The organism is Cryobacterium arcticum (genome assembly GCF_001679725.1).
Classification (GTDB): Bacteria; Actinomycetota; Actinomycetes; order Actinomycetales; family Microbacteriaceae; genus Cryobacterium; species Cryobacterium arcticum_A.
Genome location: NZ_CP016282.1, coordinates 1329334 through 1350251, shown reverse-complemented (window position 1 = coordinate 1350251; position 20918 = coordinate 1329334). Strand labels below are relative to the sequence as shown.

17 protein-coding genes are annotated in these 20918 nt (G+C 69.0%); 1 reads left to right on the top strand and 16 read right to left on the bottom strand.

The annotated features are described in order from the left end of the window. Positions 1 to 29: 29 nt before the first annotated feature. From PA27867_RS05980 to infC, 14 genes are all read right to left on the bottom strand, one after another. Positions 30 to 1235: an acetylornithine transaminase gene (locus PA27867_RS05980; RefSeq protein WP_066594416.1), complete on the bottom strand. Its 1206-nt coding sequence runs from the start codon at positions 1233 to 1235 to the stop codon at positions 30 to 32. After that, a complete protein-coding gene (gene argB, locus PA27867_RS05975) occupies positions 1232 to 2182 on the bottom strand; it encodes an acetylglutamate kinase (protein ID WP_084020758.1) in 951 nt (316 codons plus the stop codon). The genes PA27867_RS05980 and argB overlap by 4 nt, the downstream gene beginning before the upstream one ends. Then, on the bottom strand, positions 2182 to 3366 hold the full coding sequence (gene argJ, locus PA27867_RS05970) for a bifunctional glutamate N-acetyltransferase/amino-acid acetyltransferase ArgJ (protein WP_066594410.1): 1185 nt from the start codon (positions 3364 to 3366) through the stop codon (positions 2182 to 2184). The genes argB and argJ overlap by 1 nt, the downstream gene beginning before the upstream one ends. Next, positions 3363 to 4406, bottom strand: a complete 1044-nt coding sequence (argC, locus tag PA27867_RS05965; protein WP_066594408.1) for an N-acetyl-gamma-glutamyl-phosphate reductase — start codon at positions 4404 to 4406, stop codon at positions 3363 to 3365. Before argC ends, argJ begins: the two co-directional genes overlap by 4 nt. A 120-nt stretch (positions 4407 to 4526) precedes the next feature. Then, positions 4527 to 7061 (bottom strand): phenylalanine--tRNA ligase subunit beta, encoded by a 2535-nt coding sequence (gene pheT, locus PA27867_RS05960; protein ID WP_066594406.1) that lies wholly within the window; start codon positions 7059 to 7061, stop codon positions 4527 to 4529. Continuing rightward, positions 7061 to 8101, bottom strand: a complete 1041-nt coding sequence (pheS, locus tag PA27867_RS05955) for a phenylalanine--tRNA ligase subunit alpha (RefSeq protein ID WP_066594404.1) — start codon at positions 8099 to 8101, stop codon at positions 7061 to 7063. The genes pheT and pheS overlap by 1 nt, the downstream gene beginning before the upstream one ends. A 63-nt stretch (positions 8102 to 8164) precedes the next feature. Further along, positions 8165 to 9061 carry an amino acid ABC transporter permease gene (locus tag PA27867_RS05950; protein WP_066594402.1) on the bottom strand — a complete coding sequence of 299 codons (897 nt, stop codon included), beginning with the start codon at positions 9059 to 9061 and terminating at the stop codon, positions 8165 to 8167. Then, positions 9058 to 9705: an amino acid ABC transporter permease gene (locus PA27867_RS05945; protein ID WP_066594401.1), complete on the bottom strand. Its 648-nt coding sequence runs from the start codon at positions 9703 to 9705 to the stop codon at positions 9058 to 9060. Before PA27867_RS05945 ends, PA27867_RS05950 begins: the two co-directional genes overlap by 4 nt. A 134-nt stretch (positions 9706 to 9839) precedes the next feature. Further along, positions 9840 to 10709: a glutamate ABC transporter substrate-binding protein gene (locus tag PA27867_RS05940; protein WP_066594400.1), complete on the bottom strand. Its 870-nt coding sequence runs from the start codon at positions 10707 to 10709 to the stop codon at positions 9840 to 9842. Between the two features lie 36 nt (positions 10710 to 10745). Continuing rightward, a complete protein-coding gene (locus PA27867_RS05935; protein WP_066594399.1) occupies positions 10746 to 11534 on the bottom strand; it encodes an amino acid ABC transporter ATP-binding protein in 789 nt (262 codons plus the stop codon). An 89-nt stretch (positions 11535 to 11623) separates the two neighbouring features. After that, positions 11624 to 12424, bottom strand: a complete 801-nt coding sequence (locus tag PA27867_RS05930) for a TrmH family RNA methyltransferase (RefSeq protein WP_066594396.1) — start codon at positions 12422 to 12424, stop codon at positions 11624 to 11626. Positions 12425 to 12532: 108 nt separating this feature from the next. Further along, positions 12533 to 12919, bottom strand: coding sequence for a 50S ribosomal protein L20 (gene rplT, locus PA27867_RS05925; protein ID WP_066594394.1), 387 nt, complete (start codon positions 12917 to 12919; stop codon positions 12533 to 12535). 27 nt (positions 12920 to 12946) lie between these two features. Continuing rightward, positions 12947 to 13141, bottom strand: a complete 195-nt coding sequence (gene rpmI, locus PA27867_RS05920; protein WP_066594389.1) for a 50S ribosomal protein L35 — start codon at positions 13139 to 13141, stop codon at positions 12947 to 12949. After that, the gene (gene infC / locus PA27867_RS05915) at positions 13134 to 13718 is read right to left on the bottom strand and encodes a translation initiation factor IF-3 (protein WP_084020755.1); all 585 of its coding nucleotides are present in this window, start codon (positions 13716 to 13718) and stop codon (positions 13134 to 13136) included. Before infC ends, rpmI begins: the two co-directional genes overlap by 8 nt. A 294-nt stretch (positions 13719 to 14012) precedes the next feature. Here infC and PA27867_RS05910 point away from each other — a divergent pair, with 294 nt between their 5' ends. Then, positions 14013 to 14363, top strand: a complete 351-nt coding sequence (locus PA27867_RS05910) for a DUF1844 domain-containing protein (RefSeq protein WP_066594388.1) — start codon at positions 14013 to 14015, stop codon at positions 14361 to 14363. A gap of 558 nt (positions 14364 to 14921) precedes the next feature. On the opposite strand, the gene PA27867_RS05905 is transcribed toward PA27867_RS05910, so the two are convergent. Together PA27867_RS05905 and PA27867_RS05900 are read right to left on the bottom strand one after the other, a co-directional pair. Continuing rightward, entirely contained in the window at positions 14922 to 15803 is an 882-nt protein-coding gene (locus PA27867_RS05905; protein WP_066594387.1) for a DNA-formamidopyrimidine glycosylase family protein, read from the bottom strand. After that, positions 15796 to 20775, bottom strand: a complete 4980-nt coding sequence (locus PA27867_RS05900) for a DEAD/DEAH box helicase (protein WP_066594385.1) — start codon at positions 20773 to 20775, stop codon at positions 15796 to 15798. Before PA27867_RS05900 ends, PA27867_RS05905 begins: the two co-directional genes overlap by 8 nt. Between the last annotated feature and the right edge of the window lie 143 nt (positions 20776 to 20918).

The following is a 20918-nucleotide window of genomic DNA, read 5'->3' as shown; positions in this document are numbered from 1 at the left end:
TCTTCGGTGTCGTGCGGGATTCCTCCACCTTATCTGCTGGTGGAGACGAGCCCTGAACTGGTCACGACCGCCAGGGCAGCCCGGAACCGGTCATCGAAATCGGCCAGCTCGGCATCGCCCACGATCAGTGGGGGCGCCATCCGGATGCTGGATTCGTTCGCGGCGTTCACGATGAGGCCTTCGGCGAGGGCCGCGGCGGCCAGCTTGAGCGCCACCGGTTCGGCCAGGCCGATGCCCAGCAGCAGCCCGCGGCCGCGCACCTCGGTGATGAGCGGCGAGTCGATGCGGGCGATGATCTCCCGGATCTGCTCACCGCGGCGGCGGGCGTTGCCGACGAGGTCGTCGCGCTCGATGACGCCCAGCACGGCGTTGGCCGTGGCGGTCACGAACGGGTTGCCGCCGAAGGTGGAACCGTGTTGGCCGCGGAGGAACAGGTCGCTGGTGTCGCCGAAGGTGACCAGCGCCCCGATGGGCACTCCCCCGCCGATGCCCTTGGCGAGCGTCACGGCATCCGGCAGCACATTGGCGTGCTCGTAGGCGAACCATTTGCCCGTGCGGCCGGCTCCGGTCTGCACCTCGTCGATGATCAGCAGCACGCCGTGCTGGGTGCACAGTTCGCGGGCCCGGGCCAGGTAGCCGTCGGGCAGGTCGATGACGCCGGCCTCACCCTTGACGGGTTCGAGGAACAGGGCGGCCACGGTGTCGTCGAGTTCGCGCTCGAGCGCCTCGATGGTGGTGTCGATGTGTTCCACACCGCCGGGGACGGGCTGGAACGGTGCCCGCATCAGCGGCTTGCCGGTGAGCGCGAGGGCGCCCATGGTGCGGCCGTGGAAGGAGTCGTGCAGCGCAAGGATGCGGCTGCGGCGTCCGCCGGCGGTGTTGAGCCGGGCGAGTTTGAACGCCGCCTCGTTGGCCTCGGCGCCGGAGTTGCAGAAGTACACCCGGCCCGCGTCGCCCGCACCGGTGAGGCGCTTGAGGCGCTCGGCCAGTTCGATCTGCGACGGCGACGCGAAGTAGTTGGAGATGTGCGCGAGCGTGCCGATCTGGCTCTGCGCGGCGGCGACCATCTCCGGATGCGCGTGGCCGAGCGAGTTGACCGCGATGCCGGCCAGGAAGTCGAGGTATTTCATGCCGTGCTCGTCCCAGACGTAGCAGCCCTCGCCGCGCACCAGCACGGCCAGCGGGGGCGCCAGGGTCTTCATCATCGCCGAGTCGTAACGTTCGTGCCAGGTCATGCGGGAACCACCTCTGTACCGATACCGCTGCCGGTGAAGATCTCGACGAGGATCGAGTGCGGCACTCGCCCGTCGATGATCGCCGCTTTCGCGACGCCACCCTCGACGGCGTCCAGGCAGGCCGTCATCTTGGGGATCATGCCCGATTCGAGATCGGGAAGCAGGCCGCGGAGGGCATCGACGTCGATGACCGACACGAGGGAGTCACGGTTGGGCCAGTCGCTGTAGAGCCCGGCCACGTCGGTGAGGATCACGAGCTTGGCCGCGTTCAGCGACACGGCGAGGGCGGCGGCCGCGGCATCCGCGTTCACGTTGAGGGACTGGCCGGGCTGGTCGGTGTCGGGCGCGATGGAGGAGACGACCGGGATGCGGCCGGCGTTCAACTGCGCGTGCACGGCCTCGGGGTCCACGCCGATGACGTCGCCGACCAGGCCGAGGTCGACCTCTTCGCCGTCGATGACAACACCGCGGCGGCGGCCGCGGAACAGGCCGGCGTCTTCGCCGCTGAGGCCGGCGGCCAACGGGCCGTGCGCGTTGATGTGGCTGACCAGGTCGCGGTTGATCTGGCCGGTGAGCACCATGCGCACCACGTCCATGGCCTCGGGGGTGGTCACCCGGTAGCCACCGCGGAACTCGCTCTCGATACCGAGCCGGGCGAGCATCGCCGAGATCTGCGGGCCGCCGCCGTGCACGACGACCGGGCGGATGCCCGCGTAGCGCAGGTAGACCATGTCCTCGGCGAACGCGCGCTGCAGTTCCTCGCTGACCATGGCGTTGCCGCCGAACTTGACCACGATGATCTGGTCGTGGAACTTCTTGAGCCAGGGCAGCGCCTCGATGAGCGTGGCGGCCTTGACCTTGGCCTCGGCCGGCGTGTTGTCGATGTCGTCGAGGGTGGGCACCGGCGGGACCGGTGCGGCGGAGGGGGTGGGCAGGTCGGGGCTCATCAGCTCGAGTACGCGCTGTTCTCTTCGACGTAGTCGTGGGTGAGGTCGTTGGTCCAGATAGTGGCGCCGGCGGTGCCCGCGTGCAGGTCGATGACCACGGAGACGGCCCGGGGGGCGAGGTCCACGAGTTCGCGCGGCTGGTCGGGCTCGCCGGCCGTGCACACCTGGATGCCGTTGATGGCCACGTCGATGCCGTAGGGGTCGAACGCCGCATCCGCTTCGGGGATGGTGCCCACCGCGGCGAGCACCCGGCCCCAGTTGGGGTCGTTGCCGTAGATCGCGGCCTTGAACAGGTTGCTGCGGGAGACCGCGCGGGCCACCGTGACGGCCTCGGTCTCCGACGCGGAGTTGCGCACGGTGATGGCCACGTCGTGCGAGGCGCCCTCGGCGTCACCCTGCAGCTGCAGGGTGAGGTCGCGGCAGAGCTCGGTGAGCGCCGCGGCGAACTCGGCCGGGTCGGCGTCGACGCCGCTGGCGCCGGAGGCGAGCAGGCTCACCGTGTCGTTGGTGGACATGCAGCCGTCGGAGTCGAGCCGGTCGAAGGTGACCCGGGTGGCTTCGCGGAGCGCCGCATCCAGTTGCGCCGAGGTGAGAACGGCGTCGGTGGTGATCACGACGAGCATGGTGGCCAGGCCGGGGGCGAGCATGCCCGCGCCCTTGGCCATGCCGCCGATGGTCCAGCCGGCCGGGGAGACCCGGGTGGCCTGCTTGGGCCGGGTGTCGGTGGTCATGATCGCCTGGGCGGCGGCGAGACCAGCGTCGGCGGAGGACGAGGCGGCAGTGTCGCGGAGGGCGAGACCGGCGTCGAGCACCCCGGCGGTGAGCTTGCCCAGGTCGAGCTGTTCGCCGATCAGGCCGGTGGAGCAGACGAGCACGTCACCGGCTGAGACCTGCAGCTGGTCGGCCACGGCCTCGGCGGTGGCGTGCGTGGTCTGGAATCCGATGGTGCCGGTGTAGCAGTTGGCGCCGCCGGAGTTCAGCACGATCGCGCTGACCCGGCCGTCGCGCATGACCTGCTGGCTCCAGATGATCGGGTTGGCCTTGCAGCGGTTGCTGGTGAACACCGTGGCGGCGTTGGCGAGCGGGCCAAGGTTCGACACGATGGCCAGGTCGAGGCCACCGGACTTCTTGAGGCCGGCGGTGACGCCGGCGGCGGCGAATCCGGCGGGGGCTGTGACGCTCACGGGGCAACTCCATTCGTGCTGAGGCCGCGGGTTTCCGGCAGCCCCAGGGCAATGTTGGCGGATTGGATGGCGGCGCCGGCGGTGCCCTTGACCAGGTTGTCGACGGCGGTGACCGTGATCACCCGGCCGGCGGCCTCGTCGATCGCGAGGCCGATCAGGGCGGTATTGGCGCCGAGCACGTCTGCGGTGCGCGGGAACTGGCCGCTCGGCAGCAGGTGCACGAACGGCTCGTCGGCATACGCCGACTCCCAGGCCGCGCGCACGGCAGCAGCGCTGGTTCCCGGCACGAGCCGGGCGGTCGAGGTAGCCAGGATGCCGCGCGACATCGGCACGATCACCGGTGTGAACGACACCGTGGGGGCGACGGCGCCGGCCCAGCGCAGGCTCTGCTGGATCTCGGGGATGTGCCGGTGGGTGCCGCCGACGGCGTAGGGGTTGGCGGAGCCGAGGATCTCGGCGGCCAGGTTGGGCACCTTGAGGCTCTTGCCGGCGCCGGAGGGACCCACGGCGAGCACGGCCACGATGTCGGTGGCCTCGATCACGCCGGCCAGGATGCCCGGGGCCAGGGCGAGGGCCACGGTGCTGGCGTTGCAGCCGGGCGCGGCGATCCGCCGGGCTCCTACCAGGCGGTCGCGCTGGCGGCCGCCGTCGACGGGAAGTTCGGGCACCCCGTAGGCCCAGGCGCCGAAGTAGTCGCCGCCGTAGAACGCCGCCCAGTCGGCCTCGCTCTCCAGCCGGTGGTCCGCTCCGCAGTCCACCACGAGGGTGCTGGCGGGCAGCTCGGCGGTCAGGGCGCCGGAGGCGCCGTGCGGCAGGGCGAGGAAGACGACGTCGTGACCGGACAGGGCCGTGGCATCCGTGTCGCCCAGCACGAGGTGGGAGAGGGAGCGCAGGTGCGGTTGCACGTCGACCAGGCGCTGGCCGGAGTTGCTGTGCGCGGTGACCGTGCGCACCTCGAAATCGGGGTGAGCGGCCAGCAGACGCAGCAGCTCACCGCCCGCATACCCGCTTGCGCCGGCTACCGCTACCGAAAAGACCATAGATCAAACTTACCCGGCTGCTCGCGCCCGCCAGAATCGCGAAAACGGCCCCGCAGCCGGCGAGCCGGCCCGCCAGGCGGGACGACGGGCCGGAACGGGGCCGTTCACGCGCTGCTGCCGTTACTCGCGCAGGTGCGCTCCGTGGCGGGCGGCGGCGAGCTGCACACCGGCGAGCTTGGCGTCGCTGGCCTCGGCCGCGGTGAGGGTGCGGTCGGGTGCGCGGAAGCGCAGGGCGAAGGTGAGCGACTTCTGGCCCGGCTCGATGCCGGTTCCGCGGTAGTCGTCGACCAGTTCGATGCTCTCCAACAGGTCTCCGCTGCCCTCGCGCACGGCGTCCAGCACGGCGCCGGCGGCGACATGGGCGTCGACGACGAGCGAGAGGTCCTGGGTGGCGGCGGGCTTGGTGCCGATCACGGTGGCCTGCAGTTCCCCGGTCACCTGGGCGAACACGGCGGACAGGTCGAGTTCGACGACCGCGACCACGGCGGGCAGGTCGGCGTCCTTGGCCACCGCGGGCAGCAGTTCACCCGCGTAGCCGACCGAGCGCTCGCCCGCATCCGTGCTCACGAAGAGCTCGGCGGTGCGGCCGGGGTGCATGGCCTTGTGGGTGCCCTGACGAACCTGGATCGGCAGGCCGACGGCCAGGCCGATCTGTTTCACAGCCGTGAGGGCGTCCTGCCAGGATGCGGCGATGGGCGCCTGGCCGGGCTGGTGGCGCACGGTGTTGCCGAGCAGCACGATGCCGGCGGTGAACGGCTGCGGCGGGATGCCGGCGTTCAGCTGGGCCTCGACCTCAATGCTGGGGCGCACGGCGGCCGGCGGCACCACGGCGCTGCCGTAGCCGACGCCCGCGACGGGGCGGAAGACCGAGCCGAGCTCGAAGATGGCCAGGTCGGTGAGGCCGCGGGACAGGTTGCGGTGGGCGATCTGCAGCAGGCCGGGCAGCATCGAGGTGCGCATGAAGGGCGCCTCACCGTCGAGCGGGTTGGCCACCTTGATCTGCGGCACGGTCGTGCTTACCGGGTCACCGAAGAGGTTGTTGGCCTTCTCGGCGACGAACGGGTAGGCCAGCACCTCGGTGTGGCCGGTGGCGGCGAGCACGGTGGCGACCGAGCGCTTGAGCTGCTGGGTGCGGGTGAGGCCACGGCCGGGCGGGGCGACGGGCAGCACCGAGGGGATGCGGTCGTAGCCGACGATGCGGGCGACTTCCTCGGCGAGGGTCCACTTGTCGGTCAGGTCCGGGCGCCAGCTCGGCGCGATCACGGCCAGGCCGGTCGCGGTCTCGGTCATCGAGGCGCCGATCTCGGCCAGCGAGGTGCGCACCTCCTCACGTGTGTACTCCAGGCCGATGAGGCCGGAGACGAAACCGGTGGGCAGGTCGATGGCGGCGCGCTCCGGGGTCGCGTCGTGCAGCGAGCCGAGTCCGTCGGCCACTCCCCCGGCGAGCTCCACGAGCAACTGCACCACCCGGGCGGCCGCGACGGCGGCGACCTCGGGGTCGACGCCGCGTTCGAAGCGGCGCGAGGCCTCGCTGGGCAGCTTGTGCCGGCGGGCGGTGCGCGCGATCGACACCGGGTCGAAGTTCGCGGCCTCGATCAGCACATTGGTGGTTCCGGAGCCGATCTCGGTGGTCGCCCCGCCCATCACGCCGGCCAGGCCGATGGGGCCCGATCCGTCGGTGATCAGCAGGTCTTCGGTGTTGAGGGTGCGGGTGACGTCGTCGAGGGTGACGAGCTTCTCGCCCGGCTGCGCGCGGCGCACGACGAGTCCGCCGGTGAGCTTGTCGAGGTCGTAGCCGTGGATCGGCTGGCCGAGTTCGATCATCACGTAGTTGGTGATGTCCACGATCAGCGAGATCGAACGAATGCCGGCCAGCTTGAGCCGGGCGATCAGCCAGGCCGGAGTCGGCCGGCTGGGGTCGACGCCGCGCACCACGCGGGTGACGAAGACGCTCGCGCCGACACGATTGCGGATGGGCGCCGCATCGTCGATCGAGACCGGGAAGACCTCGGTGGAGGCGGTCGCGGTGACTGCGAGGGCCGGGTCGCGGAAGGTCGCGCCGGTGGCGTGCGAGTATTCGCGGGCCACGCCGCGGATGGAGAACGCGTAGCCGCGATCGGGGGTGACGTTAATCTCGACGGCGGAGTCGTCCAGGCCCAGCAGGTTGATCGCATCCGTGCCGATTTCAGGGTCGAGACCGAGGTCGCCGAGCACCAGGATGCCGGCGTGCTCGTCGCCGAGGCCGAGCTCCCGGGCCGACGCGATCATGCCGTCGGACACGTGGCCGTAGGTCTTGCGGGGCGCGATCGGGAACGGGCCGGGCAGCACAGCGCCGGGCAGGGTCACGACGACCTTGTCGCCGACGACGAAGTTGTGCGCACCGCAGACGATGCCGTGGATGGCCGGGCCGCCGTCGGCGGCGAGTTCGCCATCCGCTGCCACGCGAACCTGGCACCAGTTGATGGTCTTGCCGTTGGTCTGCTCTTCACCGACGAACTCGAGAACCTGGCCGACCACGATGGGTCCAGTCAGCTCGAAGCGGTGGATCTCTTCTTCCTCCAGGCCCACGCTCACGAGCGCCGCGTGGACGTCTTCGGGGGTGGTGCCGGGGGTGAGGTCGACGAATTCGCCGAGCCAGCTCAGGGGAACGCGCATCAGACGGTCATCCCGTACTGCTGGCTGAACCGAACGTCGCCTTCGACCATGTCGTGCATATCCTTCACATCGTTGCGGAACATCAGTGCTCGTTCGACGCCCACGCCGAACGCGAATCCGGAGTAGACCTCGGGGTCGATCCCGGCCGAGCGCAGCACATTGGCGTTGACCATGCCGCAGCCGCCCCACTCGATCCAGCGGGCACCGTCCTTGAAGGTGGGGTGCCAGAGGTCGAGCTCGGCGCTCGGCTCGGTGAACGGGAAGTAGTTGGGGCGCAGGCGCACCTTGGCCTCCTCGCCGAAGAGGGCCTTGACGAAGTGGTCAAGCGTGCCGCGCAGGTGCGCCATGGTGAGGCCCTTGTCTACGGCGATGCCCTCGATCTGGTGGAAGACCGGGGTGTGCGTGGCGTCGAGCTCGTCGGTGCGGTAGACCCGGCCTGGGGAGATGCGGTAGACGGGCGGTTCGTTGCCGAGCAGCGCGCGCATCTGCACGGGCGAGGTGTGGGTACGCAGCACGAGGTGCGCCTCGGGCGGGTCGATGAAGAAGGTGTCCTGCATGGCGCGGGCCGGGTGGTCCTCGTCGAAGTTGAGCGCGTCGAAGTTGAACCATTCGCTCTCGAGCTCGGGGCCTTCGGCGACTTCCCAGCCCATGCCCACGAACACGTCGGAGACGCGTTCCTGCAGCAGGGTGAGCGGGTGCCGGGCGCCGGCCCGCCAGGTGGAGGCGGCGGCGGTGACGTCCACGGTCTCGGCGGCGAGCTGGGCGGTGGCCTCGGCCTCGACGATCTGGGCTTCGCGGGCGTTCATCGCCTGGGTGACCCGGGCGCGGGCCTGGCCGACGAGCTTGCCGGCGGCGGCCTTCTGGTCGCCGGGCACACTGCGCATGAGGGCGTTCAGGGCGGCCAGCGGGGAGGCCTCGCCGACGTGCGCCGAGCGCACGGCCTTGAGGGCGGCGGAGTCAGTCGCGGACTCGATCGCCGCGAGGGCGGCGTCGACGGCCGCGGTGACGACGGGTTCGGTTATTTCAGTGGGGGCAGACACGAGACCCAAGTTTAGTGCCCGGCCGCAGCACAGGCTGCGGACGGGCACCAGAGGGATCTGCGACTACGGGGTGTTCGCGCGCGAGAAGGGGCTCAGCGATTCCGGAGGCGTGAGCACAGGCTCCGGATCGACAAGCTTGCCGGCCTTGGGTCCCGAGCGTCGAGCGATGACGCGTGCCAGCCAGGACAGCGAGAGGTTCATTGCCAGGTAGATGGCGAGCACGATCAGGAAGAAGGAGAACTGGTACCGCTGGCCGAAGAAGTTGGTCATGGTGTACAGACCGCTGCGCAGCAGTTCCTCATAACCGACCACGAAGGCCAGCGAGGTGTCCTTGAGGAGAACCACCAGCTGGGCGATGATGATCGGCAGCATCTGACGGAACGCCTGGGGGAATTCGATGCGGAACCGGGTGGCGATGGGCGTCAGTCCGATAGCGAGACCGGCCTCTCGCTGCCCGCGTGGCAACGAATTGATCCCGGCGCGCAAGGCCTCGCCGATGATCGCGCCGTTGTACACCGAGAGCGCCGCGACGCCGGCCCAAAAGGAGCCGGTGGAGAACACCAAGAGGATGAAGAGCATCATCAGCAGCACGGGCATACCGCGAACGAACTCGAGCACGATCGTCGTGGGCACCCGGATCGCGGCGTGGTCGGCGGAGCGCAGGAATGAGAAGACGACACCGAGGATCAGCGCGAAGAACGCTGCTACACCGGCCATGGTGAGAGTCGCCAACGCACCGCGCCCGAGGGTGCGCCAGACCTCGACATCGAGGAGGGCATCCCACCGGGTCGGATCCCACATCCCGGGCTGCACGGCACCGTTGGCACTGGCCTTGGGGGCGCCGAGCGCCAGAATCAGCCAGGCCAGCAACGCGAGGATGGCGATGACACCGACCACGGAGATGACCTTGGAGCGAGCGCGGGCCTTGGGGCCGGGGGCGTCGTAGAGAACTGAACTCATCGCAGCACCGCCACTTTCTTTTCCACCCGGCCGGCGATCTGGCCGAGCGTGATGGTGACGATCAGGTAGAAGAATGCGACAGCCAGAAGAATGGCGATCACAGCGTCGCCGCGGTCGTTGACGACCTGGCGTCCGGCCCCGAAGAGCTCGAAGACGAAGAACGCGCCGGCCACCGACGTGTTCTTCGTCAGGGCGATGAAGACGTTGATCAGGGGCGGGATCACCATCCGTACGGCCTGGGGCATGATCACGTAGCTGAGCGACTGGCCGAAGGTGAGGCCCACGCTGCGGGCGGCCTCGGCTTGACCGACGGGAACGCCGTTGATTCCGGACCGGAGCGCCTCTGCCACGAAAGGCGATGTGTAGACGGTGAGCCCGATCAACGCGAGATAGAAGTAACCGGGCGAGAACTGCAGGTACGGCAGGATGTACGCGCAGAAGAACAGCACCAGGGTCAGCGGCGTGTTGCGCACCAACTCGGTGTACACGGTCGCGAATGCCCGAAACGACCCGATGGGCGAGATGCGCAGGGCGGCCACGAGCACGCCGAGCACAAGTGCTCCGAGCCCGGAGAGAATCAGCAACCCGAGCGTGTTCTTGAAGCCTTCCAGAAAGACCGGCAGGTTTTCAATGACTGCGTCCAAGACTCACCTCCTCTTTCGTGTCGGTACGAGACCGGATTCAGGACCAGACCGTGCTGGTCGTTTGTGCGTTGTGCGGGAAAAACTGCCGATCGGGGCGGCCGGTGCGGCCACCCCGATCAGATCATGCTTACGCGCTAGTAGCGGTCGACCGCCGGGGGTTCCGGAGTCTCCAGGACCGAGCCTGCGGTGGCTTCCCAGGCCTTGGCCCAGCTGCCGTCGTCGTAGGACTCTTCGAGCACGTCGTTGATGAACATGCGGAAGTCGGTGTCGTCCTTGGCCAGGCCGATGCCGTAGGGCTCCTTGGTGAAGGGGTTGCCCACAACTTCGAACTCACCGGCGTTCTGGTCGGCGAGGCCGGCCAGGATCACGTTGTCGGTGGTGACAGCGTCAACCTCGCCGCTGCGCAGCGGGCCGAGGCAGTTGGAGTAGGTGTCGGTCGCGATGATGTTGGTCGTGTAGGCCGCGATGTTCTTCTCCGAGGTGGAGCCGCTCACGGTACAGACCTTCTTGTCCGCGAGGTCTTCCGGTCCGGTGATCTTCGAGGGGTTGCCCTCGAGCACGAGCAGGTCCTGACCGGCTTCGTAGTACGGGCCGGCGAAGGAGACAACTTCCTTGCGCGCATCGTTGATCGTGTAGGTGGCGACCACGAGGTCGACCTGGCCGTTCTGGATGAACGGCTCGCGGTTGGCGGAGACAGTCTCAACCCACTTGATGTTCGACGCCTCAATGCCGAGCTTCGCTGCGATGAGCTTGCCGATTTCCACGTCGAAACCGACCGGGTTTCCGTCCGGGCCCTTGAGGCCGAACAGCGGCTGGTCGAACTTGGTGCCGATGGTGATCTCGCCGGCCTCGTTGAGGGCGGCCATGGTGGTGCCCTCATCGAAGGTCACTTCTTCCACGGGTGCCGCGGACGGGGCGCTGGCGCCGGAATCGGTGCATCCGCTCAGCGCGAACGCTCCGGCGAGGGCGATGGCTGAGATCATTAGACCCTTGTTGCGTCTCATGGTTTCCTCCTGTGTGCTGTGTGTCTCGCCGACCGGTTAGTGGGCAAGTATTTTGGAGAGGAAATCCTTCGCTCTCGTGCTTTGGGGGTTCGTGAAGAACTTCTCCGGCGTGGTTTCCTCCACGATGTCGCCCTCGGCCATGAAGATGACCCGGTCGGCGGCGCGGCGGGCGAAGCCCATCTCGTGGGTGACCACGATCATGGTCATGCCCTCGTTGGCGAGGTCAACCATGACCTCGAGCACCTCGTTGATCATCTCGGGGTCGAGCGCGCTGGTGGGCTCGTCGAGCAGGATCAGCTTGGGATCCATCGCGAGGGCGCGGGCGATGGCCACACGCTGCTGCTGGCCGCCGGAGAGCTGGGACGGCATCTTCTTGGCTTGGTTGGCCACGCCGACGCGCTCGAGTAGGGCCATGGCCTTCTTCTCGGCGTCGGCCTTGCTCATGCCGCGCACCTTGATCGGCCCGAGGGTGACGTTCTCGAGAACGGTCTTGTGCGCGAACAGGTTGAACGCCTGGAAAACCATGCCGACATCGGCACGCAACTGCGCGAGGGCCTTGCCCTCTGCGGGCAGTTCCTTGCCGTCGATCGTGATCGAGCCGTCGTCGATGGTCTCGAGCCGGTTGATGGCCCGGCACAGGGTGGACTTGCCCGAACCGCTGGGGCCGATGACCACAACCACCTCGCCACGGTTGACCGTGGCGTTGATGTTCTTCAGAACGTGCAGGTCCCCGTAGTGCTTATTGACGTCCGTGATAACGACCAGGGGTTCCCCCCGGCGAACTGTGATGTTGGACGTCGCCGGTGATGTTTCTGTTGGCTCCATACCCCCCAACTTAGGCTAGGGCCGAGGCTGGAGCCACCATTAAGCCGGTCGGTAACCCAAACGTAATAGACGCCCGACCGGCAAAGATGCTACGCGCGGTGCGAGAAAGCGCTCTCGTACAGGCACACGGATGCGGCTGTCGCGAGGTTCATCGATTCGGCGTTTCCGTAGATGGGAACGCTAATCGCGCGGTCCGCCATCGCCAGGTCTTCCTCGGTGAGACCGCGGGCCTCGTTGCCGAACAGCCAAGCGGTGGGAGCCGCGAGAAGGCCGCTGTTGCGGGCCTCGAGGAGGTCGTCGCCCTTGATGTCAGCGGCGAGGATCTGCATGCCGGCGAACTTCGCCCGCTCGCGTACATCGGCGAGGGTGACGCCCACGGCGACGGGCAGGTGGAAGATCGACCCGGTGGACGAGCGCACCACCTTGGGGTTGTACAGGTCGACGCTGCGGCCGGTGAAGATCACGGCGTCGGCGCCCGCGGCATCCGCTGCCCGGATGATGGTGCCGGCGTTGCCGGGGTCGCGCACCTCTTCGAGGATCGCGATGAGCTTGGGCTCGTTGGCGAAGATCTTCTTGATGGAGGTGGGGAACTGGTGGCACACCGCGATGAAGCCCTGCGGGGTGACCGTGTCGGCCATCGTCTCGAGCACCTGCTCGGTGACGAACTCCACATCCACGCCCGCGGCCACGGCGGCATCGCCGATCTCGGTGTAGCGCTCGAGCGCGGTCGGGGTGGCGTAGAGCTCCACGACGAGTTCGGGGCGGAAGGTGAGGGCTTCGGAGACGGCCTGCGGGCCTTCGAGGAGGAACAGTCCCGTCTCGGAGCGGGCGGCTCGGTTCGCAAGTTTCGCGACGGCACGCACGCGAGGAGATCGGGGGTTATCTAGCATGCACCCAGTTTAGGTGCCGAGTATGCCGGGCACAGAATGCCCCGCCGGGCATACAAAACGGGAGCGACCATCAGTGATGGTCGCTCCCGTTTGGGAAATGCTCTGTGACTACTTGGCAACCTTGGGTGCGGAGGTGTCAGCGGGCAGTGCAGCCTTGGCGCTCGCAACGATGGCCGCGAAGGTGGCGGGCTCGGTGACGGCGAGGTCGGCGAGGATGCGACGGTCGACCTGGATGCCGGCCAGGGCGAGGCCCTGGATGAGGCGGTTGTAGGTCAGGCCGTTCGCACGGGACGCAGCGTTGATGCGCTGGATCCACAGGCGACGGAAGTCACCCTTGCGTGCACGACGGTCACGGTAGCTGTAGACGAGGGAGTGAGTGACCTGCTCCTTGGCCTTGCGGTACAGGCGTGAACGCTGACCGCGGTAACCCTCGGCGCGCTCAAGGATTACGCGACGCTTCTTGTGGGCGTTGACGGCCCTCTTTACTCTTGCCATTTTCTAATTCCTTTAGGGGTACGGGGCCTAGTGGCCGAGAAGCTTCTTGATGGCCTTGACGTCGGCCTTGGCGAGAACCTGGTCCTGGTTCAGGCGGGACTTGCGCTGCGTGCTCTTGACCTCGAGGTTGTGGCGAAGTCCGGCCTGCTGCTTCATGATCTTGCCGGAGCCAGTGACCTTGAAACGCTTCTTTGTCCCAGAGTGGGTCTTCTGCTTAGGCATTCTTTTCCTCCTGTTTGGCTGCTTTGTCAGCAGCTCTATGTGCATTGGCCTCTGCCTTGGCCTCTGATTTGTTCTTCAGCGGGCCAATCACCATGACCATGTTTCGACCGTCGATGGTCGGGCTCGATTCCACAGAACCGAACTCCGCGACATCCTCGGCAAATCTCTGAAGCAGACGTACACCCTGGTCGGGACGGGACTGTTCACGGCCACGGAACAGAATCATGGCCTTGACCTTGTCGCCGGCCTTCAGGAAGCCTTCGGCGCGCTTGCGCTTGGTCTCGTAGTCGTGCTTATCAATCTTGAGGCGGAAGCGAACCTCTTTGAGGATCGTGTTCGCCTGGTTGCGCCGGGCTTCTTTCGCCTTCTGCGCAGCTTCGTACTTGAACTTGCCGTAATCCATGATCTTCGCGACCGGCGGCTTGGACGTGGGGGCTACTTCGACCAGATCGAGGTCAGCCTCCTGTGCCAGGCGCAGGGCGACATCAATCGCCACGACCCCAACCTGTTCGCCGTTGGGACCAACGAGACGGACTTCGGGGACGCGGATACGGTCATTTGTACGGGGATCGCTGATGCGTCTCTCCTCTACTCAAGCATCGTGGCTACAGCCTGACAACGGATGTCGTCCGGAGACGAAGAGGAGACAATCGCGCGCGCAATTCCTAAGCCTCAGAACATTTCCTTGTTCTGTTACTCATCAACCACGTACGGCACCCTATCTACCGTGCAAGCTGGAAACCAGCAAGCGACGGCGGAGTGCAAACTACCCGGTAACCTTTATGAAGCGGTCAAGCGCGGGTGGGAGATTATCCACTTTCGTACCGAGACTTTCATCTCGGAGCCCGGGTAAGCATAACAGAGGAAACCAGTGAGCGACAATTTCGACCAGGATTCATCCGGCCAGGCAACCAGGGACATCGCGGATGTGGCGGCGGTGGAGATCATCACGACCGCGGCGGTGCACCTGATGAGCGCCTCGGCGGTCAAGGTCGGGCTCGCCGACGACCCCGACACCCAGATCGACCTGGATGAGGCGCGCAAGCTGATCACGGCCCTCGCCGGCCTGATTACGGCATCCGCCCCCGACATTTCGGACATGCACGCGCGGAGTCTGCGCGACGGCCTGCGCTCGTTGCAGCTGGCGTTCCGTGAGGCATCCGCCATCCCCGACCCGATCGGCCAGGGCCCCGGCGAGAAGTTCACCGGCCCGGTCAACTAGGGCTTTTCCCTAAGCATCTCGCTGGTCGAGCTTGTCGAGACCCCACAAGACAGCCTCGCCAACGCGACAACACGCTGGTCGAGCCTGTCGAGACCCCGCAAGACGACCTCGCCAGGTCTCGACAAGCTCGACCGACGTATGGGTGCGACACACACGCACGTCACCAGGTCTCGACAAGCTCGACCGACGTATGGGTGCGACACACACGCACGTCACCAGGTCTCGACAAGCTCGACCGACGATCGGTTACGACGCATCCGCTGGTCCAGCCTGTCGAGACCCGGCGGGGCGGCCTGCGGAACGCGCCCACCCCGCTGGTCGAGCCTGTCGAGACCCCGTAAGACGGCCTCGCCAACGCAACAAACACGCTGCTCGAGCCCGTCGAGACCCCGCGAGACGACCTCGCCAGGTCTCGACAAGCTCGACCGACGTGTGGGTGCGACACACACGCACGTCGCCAGGTCTCGACAAGCTCGACCGACGTGTGGGTGCGACACACACGCACGTCACCAGGTCTCGACAAGCTCGACCGACGATCGGGTACGGCGCCCGCACCCCTCAGGTTTGGCAGCGCGGGCACCAGTAGGTGACCCGCTTCTCGAGCTCGCTGCGGCCCAGCTCGCCGCTCTGGATGCGCGTGCCGCAGCGCCGGCAGGGCTGCCGTTCGCGCCCGTAGACGAAGGTGCGCATCCCCCGGCGCAGGTTGCCCGTCGTGGTGCGCTCCGAGCGGTCCCGGTTGGCCGTGATCAGCCGGTGCGCCAGCGCGACCAGGCCGTCCACGTCGGCGACCTCGCTGATCGGCCGGGTCGGCAGCAACCCGCGCAGGAAACAGAGTTCGTTCACGTAGACGTTGCCGAGACCGGCAAGGTTGCGCTGGTCGCCCAGGGCCACGGCCACGGGCTTCTCGCCCACGCTGATGCCGGCCGCGCTGGCCACTGCCGCGGTGGTCCCAGCGACGCTGGTCCCGGCGGCGCTAGGCTCTGCCGAGCTGACACCCGGCGCGCTGTCACCGGCCGCACGGAGACGGCGCACGGCCTCCTCTGCATCCCAGTCGGGGCCGAGCAGGTCGGGGCCGAGGTAGCCGAGGTGCTGCTCGTCCTCCGTGGTGGGAAAGAGCTCCAGGGTGCCCAGCTCGAACCCCACGGCCACCCAGTACGCGGTCTCCAGCACGATGCGGGCCTGGAAGGCCGGCCGCTGCCATTTCGTGCCGTGCCTGTAGAGGTGCCAGGTGCCCTCCATCTTGAGGTGCGAGTGGATGGTGGTCTCCCCCACGTGCGCCACCAGGTGTTTGCCTCGGCTGATCACCTCGTGCACCGTCTGACCGGTCAGGTCGACGGTCGCGAACGCCGGCACCCGGATGTCGCACCGGGTGAGCGTGGCGCCGTGCAGCGCCTCATCGAGGCTGCGGGCGCTGCGGTAGACGGTGTCACCCTCAGGCACTGAGCCTCAGCCCCCGCGGGGTCTCGGTGAAGCCGGCCGCGCGCAGGGCGTCGCCCACCGTGGTGCCGAGCACGAAGTCGGCGTTCACGGTTTCCACGGCGAGCTTGGGCACCCTTCCGGTGGTGACCGTCGCGGCCAGCGAGCGGGTGGCCGCCAGCACGGTCTCCGACGGCGCCGCCCGTTGTGCACCCGTGTGGCCAGATGCCGAGGACGACCCGGCAGAGCCTGCCGAGGCCGTCCGTGCCCCAGGCGAGCCAGCCTGCGCAGAACCGGCCGGGGCCGACCGCGCGGACGCGGTCCGCGATCCACCGGTGGGACCCGCGTCGGGGTCGCCAGCGCCCGTGTCCTGCCCGGTGGCGGTGGCGGTGGCGGCGGCAGCGGCGGGGTCGAATACGAGCATCGATTTGCCGCCGCGCTCCACGTAGAGCACCAGGTGCCCGTCGACGAGCACGACGAGGCCGCCCGCCTTGCGGCCCGGCCGGTGTCCGGTGCCCTCAGGCAGCGCGGGCCACGGCAGCACGGCGCCGTACGGGTTGGCCGGGTCGGTGGCGGCGAGGGTCACCGCGGTGGGCGCCGACCGGTCGCCGCGCTCGGCGCGCTCACGCTCGTCGACGTAGCCGCGCATCCGGTCGATGGTGCCGGCGGTGGCGAACTGGGAGGCGCCGAGCCCCTCGACGAAGTAACCGCGGCGGCACCGGCCCATCTCCTCGAAGCCACTGAGGGTTTTGTACACCAGGGCGAAGCCGCCGAGCACGTTCTCACCCATGACAGCGCCGCGGGTGACGACGCCATAACGTTCGAGCATGGTCTCGCCCAGGGCGTGCGCACGACGGGTGGCGGAGGTGTCGGCGACGGGCACGATCGACCACCGACCGGAGACCGTGGGCGGTCCCTGCCGGCTGGGCATGGTGGCCCGGGGCAGGGCACGGCCACGGTGCAGCCGGGCGCGCGGCGCGGCGCGGCGCGTGGAGTGCGCCGACTTGCCGCCGGAGACCAGCGAGCGCACCGGGGCGAAGGTGTCGTTGCTCACCAGGCCGGACCAGACGAGGTCCCAGAGCGCCTCGATGAGCTCACCGTCGTCCTGGCTGCCGACCGAGTCGGCCAGCTGCCGGAAGAAGTAGCCCCCGCCGCCGCCCAGGGTGGCGAGGATCTCCCTTTGCAACGGGGTGGTCTCCAGTTCGGTGGGAACGGGCAGGGTGAGCGGTGCGGTGTCGGTCAGGTGCAGGCTCACCCAGCCGTCGTTGCCGGCCAGCGTACCGGCGCCGGCCCAGAGCACCTCGCCCGCGTTGGTGAGTTCGTCGAGCATGCCCGGGTGGTAATCGCTCACCCGGGCGGGCAGGATCAGGGTCTCCCAGGCGGACGCCGGGATGCGGGCGCCCTCGAGCTGTTCGATCACGGAGACCACGCCGTCGACCCCGCGGAGCTTGCCGCCGACATGCTGCCAGGCCGGCAGGAACCGGCCGAGGGTGGCCTGGTCCACGGGTTCGATCTCATGCCGCAACGCCGCGAGCGAGCGGCGGCGCAGCCGCCGCAGTACCTCGGCGTCGCACCACTCGCTGCCGCTGCCGTGCGGGCGGAACTCCCCCTCGACGATGCGTCGCGCATCCGCCAGCCGGCGCAGGGCGCCCAGGGCGATGGCGCTGCCGAACCCGAATCGGGCCGCCACGTCGGCCGTGGTGAACGGACCGTGGGTGCGGGCGTACCGGCTGACGAGGTCGCCGAGCGGGTCTTTCACACTCTCGGTGAAGGCCTCGGGGATGCCCGGGGCCAGCGGAACGCCGAGGGCGTCGCGCAACCGGCCGGCGTCCTCGATCACCGCCCAGCGTTCCTCGCCGGCGATGCCCACCTTGAGGGCGCGCCGCGCGGCGGTGAGCGTGTCGAGGTGGGCGCGGGCCTCTGCCTCGGTGGCGGCGGGCGGTGCGGATGCGTCGTCGCCGTCGGTCGTGCCGGACCCGGGCGCCCCCGCATCCGCGGTCTCAGCGCTCTCGGGCACGCCGTAGGCCTGCAGCCGAGCGGCGACCTCGTCGACGGTGAGCGGGCCGAGGCCGCGGAGCAGGTCGGCGACGCCTTCCAGCCCGCGGGCACGGCGGTCGGGGGCGAGACGCTGCAGTTCGGCGTCGGTGCGTTCCATCACGACGGGGTCGAGCAACTCGCGCAGCTCCACCCGGCCGAGCAGCTCGGCGAGCAGGCCGGAGTCGATCGACAGGGCCGTGGCGCGGCGTTCGGCCAGCGGTGAATCGCCCTCGTACATGAACGCGGCGACGTAGCCGAACAGCAGCGCGTTGGCGAACGGGCTGGCCGAGTCGGTGCTGGTCTCCACCAGGCGGATGGCGCGGCTGGCCACCTGCTTGGTCAGCGCCACGAGGGCGGGCAGGTCGTAGACATCCTGCAGGCATTCGCGGATGGTCTCGAGGATGATCGGGAACGACGGGTATTCGCGGGCCACGTCGAGCAGCTGGGAGGCCTTCTGGCGTTGCTGCCAGAGCGGTGAGCGGCTGCCCGGCCGGTACCGGGGCAAGAGCAGTGCCCGGGCCGCGCACTCGCGGAACCGGGAGGCGAACAGGGCGGAGCCGCCGACCTCGTCGGTGACGAGTTGCTCCAGTTCGTCGGGGTCGAAGACGAAGAGGTCGGCGCCGGGCGGCTCCGACTCGGTGTCGGGGATGCGCACGACGATGCCGTCGTCGCTCGCGACGCAGGCGCCGTCGATGCCGAAACGCTCGCGCACCCGGGCGCCAACGGCGAGGGCCCACGGCGCGTGCACGGTGAGGCCGAACGGCGAGTGCAGGATGACCCGCCAGTCGCCGAGTTCGTCGCGGAACCGCTCGACCACGAGGGTCTGGTCGGTGGGCAGGTAGCGGGTGGCGGCGCGCTGTTCGTCGAGGAAGGCCAGCAGGTTGGTGACGGCCCGCTCGTCCAGGCCCACGGCCAGGCAGCGCGCGCGGGCCTTCGCCGGGGTGAGCGCGGACACCTCGCGGAGGAACGCGCCGATGGCCGCGCCGAGTTCGGCGGGCCGGCCCAGGCCGTCGCCCTTCCAGAACGGCAGCCGGCCGGGTTCGCCGAACGCGGGCAGCACGAGCACCCGGTCGTGGGTGATCTCCTGGATGCGCCAGCTCGTGGCTCCGAGCGCGAACACGTCGCCGACGCGGGACTCGTAGACCATCTCCTCGTCGAGCTCGCCCACCCGGCGACCGGTGGCCGAGTCGCCGCCGACCATGAACACCCCGAACAGGCCGCGGTCGGGGATGGTGCCGCCGCTCGTGACGGCCAGGCGCTGGGCGCCGGGCCGACCGGTGAGCAGGCCGGAGTCGCGGTCCCAGATGATCCGAGGCCGCAGTTCGGCGAACTGGTCGGACGGGTACCGGCCGGCGAGCAGGTCGAGGGTGGCCTCGTAGGCCGAGCGCGGCAGGGTCGCGAACGGGGCGCTGCGCCGCACGGCGTCGAACCACTCTTCGGCGTCGATCGGTTCGAGGGCGACCGCGGCGATGGTCTGCTGGGCGAGGATGTCGAGCGGGTTCGCGGGCACCTGCAGCGATTCGATCATGCCCGACACCATCCGCTCGGCCGCGACGGTGGCGTGGATCAGGTCGGCCCGGTGTTTGGGGAAGATGATGCCGCGGGAGACCTCGCCGACCTGGTGGCCGGCCCGGCCCACGCGCTGCAGGCCGCTGGCCACCGACGGCGGCGACTCCACCTGCACCACCAGGTCGACCTCGCCCATGTCGATGCCGAGCTCCAGGCTCGAGGTGGCCACCACGCAACGGAGTCTCCCGGACTTGAGGTCGTCCTCGATCATGGCCCGCTGTTCCTTGCTCACCGATCCGTGGTGGGCGCGCGCCAGCAGCAGCTCGGCGCCCTCGGTCTGGCCGCTGCCGCCCATCAGTTCGGCGGGCGGCCGGGCCGGTGCCGCGACGGCCGTGCGTGCCGCGGATGTCGTCCCCACGGCGTCCGCGCCGGCGGCGGCATCCCCGCCCGCAAGCACGAGCTGAGCCTGCTCGGCTGCGTCGAGCCGCTCGCTGTAGATCTCGTTGAACCGCGCCGTGAGCCGCTCGGCCAGGCGTCGGGAGTTGGCGAACACGATCGAGGAGGAGTGCGCGAGCACGGCATCCACGATCGCCTCCTCCACGTGCGGCCAGATCGACCCGGTCTGCGGGGCCGCGGCGGAGGTGGCGCCCTCCGGAGCGGGCACGGCGCCGAGCTGGGTCATGTCGTCGACGGGCACGATGACTCGCAGGTCGAAGCGCTTCTCGTTCTTCGGCGCCACGATCTCCACGGGAGCCTGCCCGCCGAGGAATCGGGCCACCTCGGAGGCCGGCCGCACCGTGGCGGACAGGCCGATGCGCTGGGCGGGTTTGGCCAGCAGTGCGTCCAGGCGCTCCAGCGACACGGCGAGGTGCGCGCCGCGCTTGCTGGCCGCGACGGCGTGGATCTCGTCGATGATCACGGTGTCCACCCCGCGGAGGGTCTCCCGGGCGGCGGACGTGAGCATGAGGAAGAGCGACTCGGGCGTGGTGATGAGGATCTCGGGCGGCGTCTTGACGAGGGTGCGGCGGTCGGCCGCCGGGGTGTCGCCGCTGCGGACGCCCACGGTCACCCGCACCGGCGCCAGGCCCAGCCGTTCTGCGGCCTGGCCGATGCCCACGAGCGGGGCGCGCAGGTTGCGTTCCACGTCCACGCCGAGGGCCTTCAGCGGCGAGATGTAGAGCACCCGGGTGCCTGTATCAGTGGAGGCAGGTGCGACGCCGGTTGCGGCATCCGTCACGGCGGCCTCACCCGTGGAGGCCGAGTACAAGCGGTCGAGCGCCCAGAGGAACGCTGCCAGGGTCTTGCCCGACCCGGTGGGGGCGACGACGAGGGTGTGCGAACCGCGTGAGATGGCATCCCAGGCGCCGAGTTGCGCCTCGGTGGGAGCGTCGAACGCGCCGGTGAACCACGTGCGGGTAGCCGGCGAGAGGCGCTGGAGAATCTCCGTCATCTCCCTATCCTCCCCGATACCCCTGACATCGCACCGGATGCCGCTCCCAACTGTTCCCCGTGCGGAGATGTTCGCCCGGTACGCCGGCACCAATTGTGCGCTTTGGCCACAGTTGAGGGCGAAGCGGGGCGGATGCGCGGGGT

Excerpts from the sequence above, each read along its gene's own strand:
- argC (WP_066594408.1), bottom strand. The coding sequence starts at position 4,406 with ATGGTCTTTTCGGTAGCGGTAGCCGGCGCAAGCGGGTATGCGGGCGGT.
- argB (WP_084020758.1), bottom strand. The coding sequence starts at position 2,182 with ATGAGCCCCGACCTGCCCACCCCCTCCGCCGCACCGGTCCCGCCGGTG.
- pheT (WP_066594406.1), bottom strand. The coding sequence starts at position 7,061 with ATGCGCGTTCCCCTGAGCTGGCTCGGCGAATTCGTCGACCTCACCCCC.
- rplT (WP_066594394.1), bottom strand. The coding sequence starts at position 12,919 with ATGGCAAGAGTAAAGAGGGCCGTCAACGCCCACAAGAAGCGTCGCGTA.
- PA27867_RS05900 (WP_066594385.1), bottom strand. The coding sequence starts at position 20,775 with ATGACGGAGATTCTCCAGCGCCTCTCGCCGGCTACCCGCACGTGGTTC.
- PA27867_RS05950 (WP_066594402.1), bottom strand. The coding sequence starts at position 9,061 with ATGAGTTCAGTTCTCTACGACGCCCCCGGCCCCAAGGCCCGCGCTCGC.
- PA27867_RS05930 (WP_066594396.1), bottom strand. The coding sequence starts at position 12,424 with ATGCTAGATAACCCCCGATCTCCTCGCGTGCGTGCCGTCGCGAAACTT.
- PA27867_RS05980 (WP_066594416.1), bottom strand. The coding sequence starts at position 1,235 with ATGACCTGGCACGAACGTTACGACTCGGCGATGATGAAGACCCTGGCG.
- PA27867_RS05935 (WP_066594399.1), bottom strand. The coding sequence starts at position 11,534 with ATGGAGCCAACAGAAACATCACCGGCGACGTCCAACATCACAGTTCGC.
- rpmI (WP_066594389.1), bottom strand. The coding sequence starts at position 13,141 with ATGCCTAAGCAGAAGACCCACTCTGGGACAAAGAAGCGTTTCAAGGTC.
- PA27867_RS05940 (WP_066594400.1), bottom strand. The coding sequence starts at position 10,709 with ATGAGACGCAACAAGGGTCTAATGATCTCAGCCATCGCCCTCGCCGGA.